Genomic DNA, 15,639 nt, shown 5'->3' with positions numbered 1-15,639 from the left:
TCTCATTTCATATAAAAATACCTTTGGTTCAACTAAACAAATACCTACATTTATGAAAACAAAATTATTTTTATTCGCATCGTTACTTATGATGCTTAAAATGAGCGCTCAAGGTCTTCCCTGTCGGACGAGCGAGGAGAACGAAAAAATCTACAAATCAAATCCTCATGCACTAAAAGAAAAACAAGACTTTGATACTTTTAGTAAAAACTTTAGTGCAGCCAGAAAATCAAAAACTGGTAAAATGGCCGAAACCTCTTATGTCATTCCTGTTGTATTTCACATTTACGGCGATGTTCAAAGCGGAAAAACAGTTACTTATCAAAAAATAGTAAACCATTTACAACATCTTAATGATGATTTTAACGGTCGTAATGCCGACTATCAAACGGTTGATCCTTTTTTTCAAGCCAGAAGAGGTACTTTAAAAATCGAATTTAAACTTGCCAAAATCGATCCAAACGGCGGCTGTACTTCGGGAGTTGTATTTCATCCTGCTAAAAACGGTTTTGGTAACGGCGGTGGTTACGACGATCAAATTGCAGCCGATGCTTGGGACAATACAAAATACATGAACGTTTACATTCAAAACGATTTATACGCAGATGGCGCTTTAAACAATTCGGGGGTTGCGTGGTATCCTGATTCTGGAATGACTGCCAGTAATACGGCGAGAGTTGTTTTTAATGGAGCTTATCTTTATGACAACTCCTACAGCACAGAATTTTCGGCTACACTTACTCATGAATTTGGACATTTCTTGAACCTAATTCACACTTTTGAAGGAGGTTGTACAGGTACTGATGAGGTAGACGATACTCCTCTTGAAGACGGAAAACATACTCTAGCTTGCACTCAAGGCACAAACTGCAACGGAGACCGAGTTAACAATGAAAACTACATGGGCTATAATGGAGCACAAGGTTGTTACAAAATGTACACTCAAGGACAAATTGACCGAATGGTTGCAGCTTTAGAACATCCGGCAAGAAAATCACTTTGGCAAGCAAGCAACCTTATTGCTACTGGAGTTAACGCTACAGGAGGTTTATTAACTGTAAACACAAGTTCGTTTAAAGAAGCTGTCTCTAATAATGGTTCTTTTGACACAGCATCAGTCGTAACACTTTCTGGAAAAACATTTGCACTTTCTTCTGGAACAATGACTTCTGGAACTCACTTTTCTCACACTTTTCCAGCAGGAATTACACCTGTAATCACTGTTAATTCAAACTCACAATTAACGGTAACTTTAACTGGAAACGCTGTAAATCATCAAACTGCCAATAATACAAAAGGCGCTATCACATTTTTACCTGCCGCTTTCACAGGCGGAACTGCAGATTTAACTTGTACCAGCTTAAACTACGACTTTAAGTTTGTAGATCCTTATGGTATTTTCTTTGTCGATATGCCAGACGCAACAGCATCTGCAGCTCAAACTTGGAAAGCATTTAAAATAAACAAAGGCGATGATCCCGCTTTTGGCTCCTGGAGATATACTGCAAATGCTTTAAAAATTGAAACTTATGCTAAAAAATTAGTGTGCGAGGCTGGAACAAGAAACATCACTCTGCTTCCTGCTAATTCTCCTATAAGCGCTTCAAGCAATTTTACAGCTCCGGGTGCTTATCCAAATCAGTTAGATTTACGCACAGCAACATATACTAATTGGGACGGAAAAACTGGATATGTTGGTTTCGATTATCTTATTGATGGTTTAACTTGTTATGGCTGGTTTAAAGTTACTGTTGATGCAAATGGTGACGGTTTCAGCATTACTGAATATGCTTATAATACACAGCCAGGAGCTGCAATTTATACTGGAATGACTCCAAAAACAGCTGTAGTTCTTTCTACTGACACTTTGTATGAAGCAGATGCTAATGATGGAGCTATTACCACAAATGCAGTAATTTCATTGTCTACAAATAATGGAACTTTTACAAAAAGCACTGGCACTTTTACCGCAAATACAGACTACACTATTACTGGCGTTCCAGCAGGTTTAACAGCAGTTTTAACCTTGCAGAGCAACTCAAAAACAGCTCTTACTTTTACAGGAAAAGCAAGTTCACATTTACCAGCCAATGATGCTGCAGTAATTGTAACCTTTAAAGATGCTGCCATTACAGGCGGAATAGCAACGCTTGACAATGCTGCAAAAACCATAAATCTAAAATTCGAATCTCCTTACGGAATCTATTATGTTAACAATCCAGATTATGTTGCTTCGCCAGCATCGGTTTGGCAATATTTTGATTTAGGAATTGGTGACAATACAGAGTATGGCGCGTGGCAATATGCGGCTAATGCTTTAAAAATTGAAACGTATGGCAAACGACTGGTTACTGAAACTGGAACACGAAACATTACTAAAATCGCTGCAGGAACATCAATAGGCGCAACAAGCAACTTTACGGCTCCAGGTGCATATCCGAATCAATTGGATTTACGTACAGCAGCTTACACTGCTTGGGACAATCAAACGGCTTATGTAGGTTTTGAATACAGCAGAAGAGGCAGAACTTGCTACGGATGGTTTAAGGTAAAAGTAACAGCAAACGGAGATGGTTATACAATTTCAGAGTTTGCTTATAACACACAGCCAAATCAAGCTATTATTGCAGGAGCAACAGGCGGAATAACTGTTGCTGCTCCAACAAATTTAGTTGCAACAGCAAATTCAACCAATCTTCAAGCTGTTTTAACATGGGCAGATAATGCCACTAACGAAACGGGATATACAGTAGAAAGAGCTTCTACAGATGGTGTTTACAGCAGCATAGCAACTTTAGGAGCCAATGTGGTTACGTACACTAATACTGGATTAACTGCTGGAAATACTTATACCTATAGAGTTAAAGCCAATGCCAATGCTGTTTCCTCAGATTATTCGAATGTAGCAACTGCTGTTATCGAAGCTGCATCAGCCTATTGTACAGCGCAAGGAAGCAATTCATATGAATATATCAAAGATGTTACAATTGGAAGTTTTACAACTACATCTGGTGCAGATGCTTCTGGTTACGGAAATTATACTTCTAAAAACATAACATTAACGCCTAATACTAGCGCTGCAGTAAGTTTAACGCCAGGTTTTTCAGGTTCTAACTATTCAGAATCTTGGGGAATTTGGATCGATTACAACAAAAACAACATTTTTGAACCTTCTGAAAAAGTAATCAACGGACTTTCGTCAACAGGTACAGTTACTGGCAATTTTACAGTTGCAGATGAAACTGGAACAACAAGAATGCGTATTGTAATGAAATACAACGGAAATCCTGCAACGCCATGCGATAATATTGGCGACGGTGAAGTTGAAGATTACACGGTAACTTTTGGAGCTTCAAATCCTAATCCGGTTACTTTAAATACGCCGACAAATATTGGAAATTCAGGCGTTTATTCATCAGGATTCTATGCTTCTTGGACTGAAGTTGCGAATGCTACAAGCTATGAAGTACAATTATACAAAGCTTCAACTGGATGGGCAACTACAGGAACTTCAACTACTTATTATTTATGGATTCCGAAACAAGGAACTGAAACGGCTTACCGATTTAGAGTAAGAGCAGCAAATGCATCTGGAACGAGCGCTTGGAGTAATTATCTAGACATCAATCTGCCACTTTCTGGAGCTGAAGGAAATGATCTTTTAACGGGTAAAAAATCATTCTCAATGTTCCCGAATCCAGCAACTGATGTTGTAAATTTCAATTTTGAAAACGTAAATGTTGCAACTGCTGTAATTACGATTTACAATAATGTTGGTGCCATAATTGATACTGTTCGCAATACATCAAGCTATACCTTAAAGAATGTACCAACTGGTATTTATCATGTAGTACTTACTGATGGTAATTTCACTCAGAGAAAAAAACTAATCGTTAAGTAATCCTAAAAAATAATTACAATAAAATTCTAAAAAACAAAACCGCTGAGAGAATCTCTTTCAGCGGTTTTTCATTTTATACCATTAATCATAAAAACTTCATGCAAAACAATATAATTTAAACACTAATTTTTACGAATTAATTTGTGTTTGTTGTACTTAATACCCAAACGGATTTTCAACACTTTCCATTGGCGTTGTAAACCATTTTGGCCCGTTTTCTGTCATGTAAAAATGGTCTTCGTGACGAATTCCGAATTTTCCTGGAATACAAATCATTGGTTCATTACTAACCACCATCCCTTCAAGAAGTTCAATTTTACTGCCTCTTACTAAATATGGGTATTCATGAATATCTAAACCTGTTCCGTGCCCTACTCTATGCGGCAATCCCGGTAAGTTATAATCTGGACCTAAACCTGCTTCTAATAATATTTTTCTAGCTGCATCATCAACAGATCCGCATGACGCTCCTATTTGAGCCGCTTCAAAAGCCGCATGCTGCGCTGCTCTTTCTAAATTCCAAATCGTTTTATATTCTTCAGACGGAGTTCCGTATGAATACGATCTTGTAATATCTGAGATATACCCTTCTAATTTACAACCCGTATCTATAATTACCGCCCCATTTTCTTTTAAATCCTGAGGTACAGAAACACCATGCGGATATTGTGTATCATCAGCAAATAAAACAATACAGAAATAAGAACCAGAAACAGCACCTGCTTTTATGTGCGCTTCATTTATAAATTTAGTAACCTCCACGGCTGTAATTCCCGGTCTTAATATTTTTGCGGCTGCACGTTGTACAACCATTGTAATATCTTTTGCTCTTTGAATAATTGCAATTTCGTTAGCCGACTTTTGCATGCGACAAGCTGATGTAATAGAAAGTGCATTGATAATAGCATAAGACTGATTTGTTTTTACCACACCATCAACCAAAAAATAAGGAGCCGACTCGTCTATTGCAATATTTCCGTTCAGGATGTTTTTACCTTTCAATAATTCTCCCATCAAAGCATAAGGAGATTCATGCTCTTCCCAACAATTAATTTTTCCGTTTAATTGCATGTATTTTTTAAAAGTACCCTCTTCAAATTTTGGGACAATATAATCCAACGTTCCATCATCATACAATAAAGCGCCTACCATTCTTTCTGACGGATTCCATTTCGTTCCCGTAAAATAATAAAGGTTTGTTCCTGCATTAACGTACAGCACTTTTACGTTGCTGTCTTTCATAATCGTAACTGCTTTTTTTAAACGTGCCGAATATTCATCTAGCTGAATTGGCTTTACATCCAATGTCATATTTTCGATTTTTTCTAACTCCGCAGCAGCAGTTGAGCCTCCTATACCAATTGTCATTTTATATATTTTTTAAAAATTGATTAATTAAATTATCTAAACCCGTTGGGCGCGATTACTTTCAACACATAGAAACATAGCTTTTTTGTCGCGTAAAAAGGCGTTTCACTTTACATGAATGCACATAGAGACTCTATGTGTAAATGATGTGTCATTTATTTTAATCTTTTATCCAAAAAATAAACCTATGTTTCTATGTGTTAAATAATTTTAAGCAATTATGCTAAACTTTATAATTATCTAAGTATAAAGCCATTTTTCATAGGATCTTTTGGATCTATTAAAAATGTGTTTACTCCGGTTACAAAAGCTGTTCCTTCTACTTGCGGAATTACCGCTTTAAAAGGGCCAAATTTTTCTTCTCTAACAAGAGATCCTGTAAAAGTACTTCCTGTTATGCTTTCTATTGTAATAAATTCATTCAAATTTATGGCATTTCTAGCTTTTTCAATCGCAATTCTTCCAGAAACACCGGAACCAGTTGGAGAACGGTCAACTTCTCCATCGGCAAAAACACAAACGTTTCGGCTGTGATTAGAAATATGCTGTGGTTCATCAATAAAGATAGTGCCGTATAAAAAACTCAAGTCCTCCTCAAACGGATGCTGAATTTCTTTATCATGAGCCATTACCGCGTGTTTTATATCAACGCCATTTTGAATAATCATACGGTAATTTTCTTCGGTTAAACCAAAATTCAAATGCGTATTTTTCCTCAAATCAACATAAGCATAAAAAGCGCCGCCATAAGCCAAATCATAAACAACATCTCCCACGCCCTGAACGTTTGCAATACGATCTAAACCTACGACAAAACTTGGTACGCAATGAAATCTCACTCCAGTTACTTCGCCATTTAAAATGGTTACAAACGAAAAAATTCGACCACACGGAGCATCAATTTTCAATTCATTCTCACCTTCTTTTATTGCAATCCAATTCATTTTTGCTACCAAAGTGCTTATCGCAATAACCGCATGACCGCACATACTGCTGTATCCTTCATTATGCATGAAAAGAATACCAAAATCGGCATCATCATCATTTGGCGGAAGCAAAATACAACCATACATATCAGCATGACCGCGAGGTTCAAACATCAATGCTGTTCTTAAATAATCGTAGTTTTCTTTTATATCTCTTCGGTATTCTAAAACAGTATTTCCTTTTAATTTTGGAAAACCAGAAACAATCACACGCAAAGGCTCACCGCCTGTGTGCATATCAATTGTTTTTATCTGCAGTACATCTGCCTCTGCTTTATAATCAATATTATTACAAATATTTTGGTAGGTTTTAGACATTTTTTTGTGTTTTTAAATTATACTCTTCATAAAAATATCCAGCTGCAACAAGATCTTCTAAAGCGTGTCCAACGGATTTAAAATAGGTGATTTCAGTATCAGATGTTCTGCCCGCTTTTGTATTGCCGCACAGTTCAAACAAATCTGCCTTGATCGTTTCTTTTCTGATAATTCCACTTGTCAGCGGAATCAAAATATCGCCGCTTTCCTTAAGTCCGCCTTGATACGTATCCAGAAATATACTCGATTTTAAAACGGCTTCATCGTCTGCTTCACGCATATCTTTTTTATATGCGCCAACCAAATCTAAATGCTGTCCTGCTTTCAGCCATTTTCCAAAAACAAGCGGAACAGGCGATAAAGTTGCTGCCGAAATAATATCTACTTGAGAAATAACTTCTTCAACAGTTGAAACTGGTTTACAGATAAGCGAAGAATTTTTAACTGCATCGCAAACCAATTGTGCTTTTTCTATAGTTCTTCCCCAAACATAGACCTCTTTTATAGGTCTTACGCTTGCATGAGCTTGAATTAAATTTATGGCTAATGCTCCTGTTCCAATCATCAGCATAGACGAAGACTCTTTTCGAGAAAGATAACTACTCGCTAATGCAGATGTCGCTGCGGTTCGTTTTCCTGTTAATGACTTCGCATCAAGAATTGCTTTTATGTTTCCTTTATGTCCATCGAGATAAATATAAGTTCCTTGTATTGAAGGCAAATCATATTTACCATTATTAGGACTTACGGTAACTATTTTTACTCCTAAATCTTTACCTGCTTGAAACGCCGGCATTAGCAGTAATGTCGAATCTTTTTCTTCTGCGGGATTAGGATAATCATGATGATGACGCATAGGAACTTGGATTGCCGAAGCCGAAAATCCAGTACGAAGTCTTTCTATAAGCTCTTTAAAATTGCATTTTTCTTCAATGAAATGATCTGAAATAAGTTGTATAGGTTCCATGTATTTTGTTGAAATTTTACTAAAAATAGAAGATTATTTTATGATAATACTATTTCACCCCAAAACCAGATAACATACACCAACTTAAGGTTAATATAGTACAAATTGATTAGGTTTTATGAGCCTATTTTTATAAAAAACAATTTTAAAAAATAATGAAAAAGTTAAAACACATTTTAGTAGTACTGACTGTTTCCTTGACATTCTGTACTAGTTTTGCTCAAACTGAAACCACAGCTCAAACGAGCTTAGAAGGCAAATTGAAGGAATTATTTCCGGATGCTGCTATTACAAAAACTAAAAATCTTGACGGTTTTAGCGAGTCGTATCAATTAGTTCTTAACGAACCTTTAGACCACAATAATCCGAAAAAAGGAACTTTCAAGCATTATGTTTATTTATCGCATTTAGATTTTAAAAGTCCAATGGTGATTGAAACTGAAGGTTATGCGGCACGCTATAAAAAAACGGAGCTGAGTTCTTTACTGCATACGAATCAGGTAATTGTTGAATATCGTTTTTACGGAAACTCGAGACCAAACCCAATTCAATGGGAATATTTAACCAATGATCAAGCTATCGAAGATTATCATTCGATTGTAACAAAATTGAAACAATTGTATACAGGAAAATGGATTTCGACCGGAATTAGTAAAGGCGGAGAAACGACCTTAATTTACAAATCGAAATATCCTAATGATATTGATGTTGCGGTTCCGTATGTGGCTCCTTTAATAAACACACAGGAAGATCCTAGAATCGAACAGCATCTGGCAACTGTAGGAACTGCAGAATGTCGTAAAAAAATAGTTGATTTTCAACGCACTTTATTACAAAACAGAACAGCGCTTCTTAAAGAAATAAAAGCGTATGCTGAACAAGAAAAAATGACTTTTACTGAGGTTTCATTTGATGAAGCTTTAGAATATGGCGTTCTTGAATTTCCTTTTTCGTTCTGGCAGTGGGGAGGAAAATGCGAAGACATTCCCAACAACACAGCATCATCAAAAACGCTGTTTGATTATATGAACAAAATTGTTGGAATTGGTTATTACAACGACAAAAACTATTATGATTTATTACCGTCGTATTACCAGCACATGAGCGAACTAGGGTATTACGGATTTGATTTTACACCGGTTAAAGATTTATTGACGACTGTAAAAAGCACTTCAAACAATCGTTTTGCTCCAAAAGATGTTCGAATAACCTACAATCCAAAATACATTAAAAAAGTGAGGGATTATGTAGAAACGAAAGGTTCAAAAATACTTTACATTTATGGAGGCTATGACACTTGGGAATCTTGTTCTCCAACTCCTAATTCAAATCTCGATGCTTTAAAAATGGTTTTAGCCGGCGGCAGTCATGCCACTAGAATAAAAAACTTTTCAGAGCAAGATCAAGACAAAATAATGAATACACTGACAAGATGGTTAACAGAACAACCAAACTTAAACTAAAAAATGTGGCTGAAGAAAACTTTCTTCAGCCACATTATATAGACATGACTATTATAAATCAATTTTGAACACAAATTGCACCAATTTTAATAGGTTAATCTTGTTTGTGAAATTAATTTCAAAAACGAATTAGTGACAATTAGTGCAATCTGTGTTGCTTTTTTTATTGTCTCTACGAGGCAGCTCTAGTGAGCGTTTTTTAATTTATTATACAGGCACATTTTTTTCAAAAGCTGAACCAAATGAGAAGAAAGAATCTGTGCTTCCTACTCCTTCAATTTGATGAATTTGCTCGTATAAAATTTTACGAAGTTCTTCATTATTATAGGACACAATTTTTATAAATAAAGCATATTTTCCAGAAACCCAATGGCATTCGATTACTTCAGGAATTTCTTTCAATTTTTCAGCAATTGAGTAAGAAAAACGCGCTTCTTTAGTAACAATCCCTGTATAGGTAACCGTTTCATAACCAAGTTCTTTGGCATTCAGTTTTACCGAAAATCCGGTAATAATTCCAGACTCCTGCAATTTTCTGACCCTTAAATGTACGAGCGAGTTTGATATGTTTAATTCTTTAGCTAAATCAGAAAATGGCACTCTTCCGTTTTCACTAAGTTTTTTGATGATTTCTTTATCTAAATAGTCAGTATTTTCATTGTTTTTTGTACTTGCCATGGCTCATTTTTTTAGATTGATTATACTATTTTGACAATTCTAAAGCTGATTCCAGCATTTAAAGTGTCAAAATTACAAAAAAACAATCACGAAATGTCTAATTATTAATAATCACGTACACACATTGTTATAATAACACCATTTTATATAGATTTGTGTCATAATCACACATTTTTAACAGAACCAAAATGAATAAAGATCAACTACTTACAAAACTATGGGAGCAGTATGCTGCTATCACTCCATCAGCAAAAAAAATTCATGAATTATTAGAAAAAAAAGGTGAAGTAATAAAAAATGACCATATCGCAATTCGAACTTTTAATGATAAACGTATTAATATAGAGGTATTAGAAAAACCTTTCTTAAATGTTGGTTACGAAGCAAAAGGAGAATACAATTTTGAAACTAAAAAATTATTTGCTAAACATTATGAGCATGCTACAGACAAAGATGCTCCGAGAATTTTTATTTCTGAATTGGAATTAGAAAAATGTTCTACTGAATTGCAGGAAACTGTAAAAGACATTTTGAACAGCTGTGATGATGATACCTTCAAAAATCCTGAACTAGTTTTAAGCGGTTCTGTTTGGAAGGCAAATTCACAGAAAATCTATAAATCATTATTAAGTGAATCTGAATATGCAGCTTGGATGTACGTTTACGGTTTTAGAGCCAATCACTTTACTATAAATACCAATGCTTTAAAAGATTTTGAAACATTAGAGGAGCTGAACACTTTCTTAGAAAACAACGGCTGGAAATTGAATGAATCTGGTGGAAAAATTAAAGGTACTCCAGAACAATTATTAGAGCAATCAAGCACATTGGCTGATTTGTATACAATTGATTTTGAAGAAGGAGCTCTAGAAATTCCATCTTGCTATTATGAATTTGCACTTCGTTACCCAATGTCAAACGGAGAATTATATCAAGGATTTGTTGCTTCATCTGCCGATAAAATATTTGAAAGCACAGATGTTAAACTGCAAAATTCTTAATATTCAGATTGATTTATTACAATCTCTCTTATCAAAAAATCAACTTTTTTAATGTCCGATAAAAGTTGACTAACATATCAAAAAAGGTCAAAATGACAACAACAGAATTACAATTTGGAATAAAAGAAGCTTTAGACCAATTAGGCATAAAGGAAATTAACGAAGGAACGTCAACAGGATTAAATAACTTTTCGAACGGAGAAGTACTAGAAAGTTTTTCTCCTGTTGACGGACAATTAATTGCTAAAGTTAAAACTTCGACAGCAGCAGATTACGAGAAAGTAATGAAGGCAGCTACAACCGCTTTCAAAACATTTCGAGTAATGCCGGCACCTCAACGTGGTGAAATTGTACGTCAGTTTGGCGAAAAGCTGCGTAAAAATAAAGAAGCTTTAGGTAAACTGGTTTCATATGAAATGGGAAAATCATTGCAGGAAGGTTATGGCGAAGTACAGGAAATGATCGATATCTGCGATTTTGCAGTAGGACTTTCACGTCAGCTTCACGGCTTAACAATGCATTCTGAGCGTCCTGGACATAGAATGTACGAGCAATACCATTCTTTGGGTGTCGTTGGAATTATTTCGGCGTTTAATTTCCCTGTAGCCGTTTGGGCTTGGAACACAGCTCTGGCTTGGATTTGCGGTGATGTTTGCGTTTGGAAACCATCCGAAAAAACACCTCTTTGCGGAATTGCTTGTCAAAACATTATTTCCGAGGTTATCAAAGAAAACAATCTTCCTGAAGGGATTTCATGTTTGATCAACGGCGATTATAAAATTGGTGAAATACTAACAAATGATAGCCGTATTCCGTTAATTTCCGCAACAGGTTCTACTCGCATGGGTAAAATAGTCGCACAGACTGTTGCAGGACGTTTAGGGAAATCGTTATTAGAATTGGGCGGAAACAATGCTATTATTGTAACTCCGGATGCTGATATTAAAATGACAGTTATTGGTGCTGTTTTTGGCGCTGTAGGAACTGCAGGTCAAAGATGTACATCTACACGTCGATTAATTATTCACGAAAGTATTTATGATAAAGTAAAAGATGCAATCGTTTCGGCTTATAAACAATTACGTATTGGAAATCCTTTGGACGAAAAGAATCATGTTGGGCCATTAATCGACAAACAAGCTGTCGAAATGTACAACTATGCTCTTGAAAAAGTAGTTGCCGAAGGAGGTAAAATTCTAGTGGATGGCGGCGTACTTTCTGGCGAAGGATACGAAAGCGGCTGTTATGTAAAACCTGCAATTGCTGAGGCAGATAATTCATTCGAAATCGTACAGCACGAAACTTTTGCTCCTGTATTGTATTTACTTAAATACTCAGGAACCGTTGAGAATGCAATCGCTGTTCAAAATGGTGTTGCGCAAGGATTATCATCGGCAATTATGACCAATAATTTAAGAGAAGCTGAACTATTTTTATCAGTTACAGGTTCTGATTGTGGTATTGCAAATGTAAATATAGGAACTTCCGGCGCTGAAATTGGCGGCGCTTTTGGAGGAGAAAAAGAAACCGGAGGAGGAAGAGAATCTGGGTCTGACGCTTGGAAAGTATACATGCGAAGACAAACCAATACAATCAATTATACTACTAGTTTACCATTGGCGCAAGGAATAAAATTTGATCTGTAAGCAAAAACTAAAAAAAACTAAAAAAAAAACAGATTAAAAATTCATCGCATTTTATACATCAGGTTTGAAACCGAAGCCAAAAAGTAAACTGCTTTTATAACAATTAAAAAAAACTAAAAAAAAAAAGAAAAACTATCGGATTTTAATTAACCAAAAACTATCACCAAATGAAAAAACTATTAATTAGGAAGCTGAATTTTATTCCTTTACTATTATGTTTATTATGGCTGCCAACTCTCAGTTATGGTCAAGCACAAAAAAGCATAACCGGAAAAGTAACTGATGATAAAAACAATACGTTACCAGGCGTAAGCATTTCTATAAAAGATTCAAACTACAATGCTTCAACAGATTTTGATGGTAATTATACATTGACATTCCCATCAAATTTAACAAATCCTACGATTATTTATTCGTTCTTGGGTTTTATTCAAAAAATAGAAACTGCAGACAACCGGACTACAATTAATGTAACAATGATGGAAGAAACCAATAAGCTTAATGAGGTTATTGTAATTGGTTACGGCTCTCAGAAAAAAGGGAATGTTACCGGAGCCATTTCATCTGTTAAAAAAGAAAGTATTGAAGCAAGAGCTGCAACAAATCCTGCCGAAGCACTGCAAGGTTTAGTAGCGGGTGTGAATGTGCAAAAAAGCGGTGGTCTTGCCGGTGCTGATGTAAGGGTAAAAATACGTGGAGTAAACACCTTTGGAGCAACTGAACCGCTTTATATTATTGATGGATTTCAAGGCGACATTAAAACCATAAACCCAACAAACATCGAATCGATGGAGGTTCTTAAAGATGGAGCTGCTGCTGCGATTTACGGATCTGTTGCGGCAAATGGGGTAATTATCGTTACCACTAAAAATGGTCAAAAAGAAGGCATAAAAGTAGATTTTAGTTCGTTTTTAAGTTTAACAAATGTTGCCAACACTTTAGACTTATTAGATGCTGATGGTTATCGTACTGTACATAAAAGGATGTATGATGAGTATAACAAATATGCTACATCGCCAAAACCGCTTCCTGCTTATATTACTGCTCCATCTGATGTTAATACAGACTGGCAGGACGAAGTTTTCCGTTCTGGACTTACGCAAAATTATGGTTTAGGAGTTCAAGGAAGACAAGGCGATATTAAATTTGCTTTGTATGGTAACTACGTAAAACAAAAAGGAGTTGTAATTGATAATGATTTTGGTCAGCAAACAGCAAGTGCAAGAGTGAGTTTTAAGAAATCTATTTTTGATGTAGATGGAAAAATGGCTTATATAGCAACACAAAATGCATTGCCTAATTTTCAATTAAAAGAGGTATATACAATGGCTCCTTTAGTTCCTGTTTACGATTCAAATGAACAATATGGTTATGGATTAACAGGTAAAAATGGACTTCCAGCAGGAACAAATCCAGTAGCTGAAGAACATTTTAGAAAAAGTAATGATAACGGACAGGATTTAACAGCAAATATTGCTATTACAGCAAACATTACTTCATGGCTGAAATATAAAATTGCCTATTCTTACCACATGAAAAACAATCAGCAAATGGCTCATTTTCCGCCGTTTATTGCTAATCCAAAAGAAGTGCATCTTTATCCGATGCAAACAGAGTTGAGATCACATTGGGATGAGCAGATCTTAGATAATATCATCACTATTGATAAAACTTTTGGAAAACATACTTTTGGTTTAATGCTTGGTAACACTATTAATGGTCAATCATCAAACTGGAATCAAGTAAGTGTTGAAGGAAAAACAACAGACTATTCTGTAGAAAACGGAGAATTAGTATCAATCGATCGTCCGTCTGGATTTTTAGATCCAAATTTTGAAACTATCGGTGCAGGTAAAGGAGGAACTTACTCTGCTGACGGTTCAAAATTTCAATACAACCGTGTATCCTTTTTCAGCCGTTTAAACTACTCTTTCAACGATCGTTACTTACTTCAAATGACAGTTAGAAAAGATGGTTCATCTAAATTTGGAGAAGACAGCCGTTGGGGAACTTTCCCATCGATTGCTTTAGGATGGAAAATAGATCAAGAAAACTTCTTCCCAAAAGATTTTTTCATCTCAAATTTAAAATTGCGTGCAAGCTGGGGACAATTGGGTAACGAAGCTGCTTTAGGATATTACTCTGCAAATACTTTAATCAAAACTGGAAATACTTTAGGTAACGGTTATGTGCAAGGCGTTGGAAACAACCCTTGGCCTGGAAGTATTGCAACTGCATTAGAAAACAGAAACTTGCAATGGGAAACAACTGATTCTAAAAACGTTGGTATCGATTTTACGCTTAAAAATGGAAAAATCAGTGGTTCGATGAACTACTACCGCAATGTTACCGATAATTTATTGATTACAAAAAGATTAGCACCATCTGCTGGTATCGACGACCCGATCCTTAACGTTGGTAAAATCAGCAACAGCGGTTTTGAACTTGAGGTAAACTATCGTGATCAAGTTAATGAGTTTAAATACAACGTAGGTTTCAACCTTACTACACTTAAAAATAAAGTAGAGTCTTTGGCAAACGAAGGGCAAACTATTTATGGTGAAGGATTGAAATTTGGAGAAGAACATTTCCCAACACAAGCACGTGTAGGAAGTCCAATCAGTGGTTTTTACTTATACAAAACTGATGGTATTTTCCAAACTGTTGACGAAGTAAATGCGCACAGCAAAAATGGTGTTTTATTACAACCAAATGCACAGCCTGGAGATATTCGTTTTAAAGATTTAAATGGCGATGGTTCTATAGATGAAAATGACAAAGCTTACGCTGGAACAGGATTGCCAAAATTAGAAGCAAATCTAAGTTTAGGAGCGAGTTACAAAGGTTTCGACTTCTCTGCATTAATTGGAAGCGGATGGGGTAACAAACTGTATAACGGAAATAGATATTTTTACGAATCTATGAGTGCAGGAACCAATATGCTGGCTACAACTCTAAATTCTTGGACACCAGAAAACCGCAGCAACATGCCACGCGCCGTATTGCAAGATCCTAACGGAAACAGCCGTGAATCTGATCGTTTTCTTGAAAGCGGAAACTTCGTGAGAATGCGTCAAATACAATTAGGATATACAATCCCAAGTAAAATGTTAGGTAAAGCTAAAATAGACAAACTTAGATTTTATGTAAGTGTTGAGAACCTATTTACAATCACTGATTACTCAGGTATTGATCCAGAATTTTCTCGTGCATCTGTTCTTAATACAGGTGTTGATCGTTTTGTTTATCCATTTACAAGATCATTTGTATCAGGTGTTCAATATATATTTTAATTCTATTTAAAAAAGACA

Annotated in this window: 9 protein-coding genes; 5 read left to right on the top strand and 4 right to left on the bottom strand. The window is 35.7% G+C overall.

Translation table 11 applies throughout. The annotated features are described in order from the left end of the window. The first annotated feature begins 52 nt into the window (after positions 1–52). Entirely contained in the window at positions 53–3,901 is a 3,849-nt protein-coding gene (locus ACHRV0_RS11375; RefSeq protein ID WP_395440905.1) for a M43 family zinc metalloprotease, read from the top strand. 156 nt (positions 3,902–4,057) lie between these two features. On the opposite strand, the gene ACHRV0_RS11370 is transcribed toward ACHRV0_RS11375, so the two are convergent. The 3 genes from ACHRV0_RS11370 to ACHRV0_RS11360 all read right to left on the bottom strand — a co-directional run bounded on the left by ACHRV0_RS11370 (position 4,058) and on the right by ACHRV0_RS11360 (position 7,540). After that, entirely contained in the window at positions 4,058–5,269 is a 1,212-nt protein-coding gene (locus tag ACHRV0_RS11370; RefSeq protein WP_395440904.1) for a M24 family metallopeptidase, read from the bottom strand. A gap of 236 nt (positions 5,270–5,505) precedes the next feature. Further along, complete coding sequence (locus ACHRV0_RS11365; protein WP_395440903.1) at positions 5,506–6,573, bottom strand: proline racemase family protein; 1,068 nt, start codon at positions 6,571–6,573, stop codon at positions 5,506–5,508. Beyond that, positions 6,566–7,540 (bottom strand): ornithine cyclodeaminase family protein, encoded by a 975-nt coding sequence (locus tag ACHRV0_RS11360; protein ID WP_395440902.1) that lies wholly within the window; start codon positions 7,538–7,540, stop codon positions 6,566–6,568. The genes ACHRV0_RS11365 and ACHRV0_RS11360 overlap by 8 nt, the downstream gene beginning before the upstream one ends. A gap of 155 nt (positions 7,541–7,695) precedes the next feature. Here ACHRV0_RS11360 and ACHRV0_RS11355 point away from each other — a divergent pair, with 155 nt between their 5' ends. Continuing rightward, positions 7,696–9,003: a S28 family serine protease gene (locus tag ACHRV0_RS11355; protein ID WP_395440901.1), complete on the top strand. Its 1,308-nt coding sequence runs from the start codon at positions 7,696–7,698 to the stop codon at positions 9,001–9,003. Positions 9,004–9,210: 207 nt separating this feature from the next. Here ACHRV0_RS11355 and ACHRV0_RS11350 read toward each other — a convergent pair whose 3' ends face one another. Further along, positions 9,211–9,681: an Lrp/AsnC family transcriptional regulator gene (locus ACHRV0_RS11350; RefSeq protein WP_129024530.1), complete on the bottom strand. Its 471-nt coding sequence runs from the start codon at positions 9,679–9,681 to the stop codon at positions 9,211–9,213. A gap of 188 nt (positions 9,682–9,869) precedes the next feature. Here ACHRV0_RS11350 and ACHRV0_RS11345 point away from each other — a divergent pair, with 188 nt between their 5' ends. The 3 genes from ACHRV0_RS11345 to ACHRV0_RS11335 all read left to right on the top strand — a co-directional run bounded on the left by ACHRV0_RS11345 (position 9,870) and on the right by ACHRV0_RS11335 (position 15,621). Beyond that, positions 9,870–10,682 (top strand): DUF1338 domain-containing protein, encoded by an 813-nt coding sequence (locus ACHRV0_RS11345; protein ID WP_395440900.1) that lies wholly within the window; start codon positions 9,870–9,872, stop codon positions 10,680–10,682. Positions 10,683–10,774: 92 nt separating this feature from the next. Further along, entirely contained in the window at positions 10,775–12,328 is a 1,554-nt protein-coding gene (locus tag ACHRV0_RS11340; RefSeq protein ID WP_395440899.1) for an aldehyde dehydrogenase family protein, read from the top strand. 167 nt (positions 12,329–12,495) lie between these two features. Then, positions 12,496–15,621, top strand: a complete 3,126-nt coding sequence (locus ACHRV0_RS11335) for a SusC/RagA family TonB-linked outer membrane protein (RefSeq protein ID WP_395440898.1) — start codon at positions 12,496–12,498, stop codon at positions 15,619–15,621. Positions 15,622–15,639 lie beyond the last annotated feature (18 nt).

Source organism: Flavobacterium sp. FlaQc-30 (genome assembly GCF_044005885.1).
GTDB lineage: Bacteria > Bacteroidota > Bacteroidia > Flavobacteriales > Flavobacteriaceae > Flavobacterium.
The sequence above is the reverse complement of the archived record's forward strand: the minus strand, read 5'-3'. Positions and strand labels throughout refer to the sequence as shown.

Bases quoted from the DNA above. Each gene is read 5' to 3' on its own strand.
- ACHRV0_RS11355 (WP_395440901.1), top strand. From the start codon at position 7,696: ATGAAAAAGTTAAAACACATTTTAGTAGTACTGACTGTTTCCTTGACA.
- ACHRV0_RS11345 (WP_395440900.1), top strand. From the start codon at position 9,870: ATGAATAAAGATCAACTACTTACAAAACTATGGGAGCAGTATGCTGCT.
- ACHRV0_RS11335 (WP_395440898.1), top strand. From the start codon at position 12,496: ATGAAAAAACTATTAATTAGGAAGCTGAATTTTATTCCTTTACTATTA.
- ACHRV0_RS11370 (WP_395440904.1), bottom strand. From the start codon at position 5,269: ATGACAATTGGTATAGGAGGCTCAACTGCTGCTGCGGAGTTAGAAAAA.
- ACHRV0_RS11340 (WP_395440899.1), top strand. From the start codon at position 10,775: ATGACAACAACAGAATTACAATTTGGAATAAAAGAAGCTTTAGACCAA.
- ACHRV0_RS11350 (WP_129024530.1), bottom strand. From the start codon at position 9,681: ATGGCAAGTACAAAAAACAATGAAAATACTGACTATTTAGATAAAGAA.
- ACHRV0_RS11365 (WP_395440903.1), bottom strand. From the start codon at position 6,573: ATGTCTAAAACCTACCAAAATATTTGTAATAATATTGATTATAAAGCA.
- ACHRV0_RS11375 (WP_395440905.1), top strand. From the start codon at position 53: ATGAAAACAAAATTATTTTTATTCGCATCGTTACTTATGATGCTTAAA.
- ACHRV0_RS11360 (WP_395440902.1), bottom strand. From the start codon at position 7,540: ATGGAACCTATACAACTTATTTCAGATCATTTCATTGAAGAAAAATGC.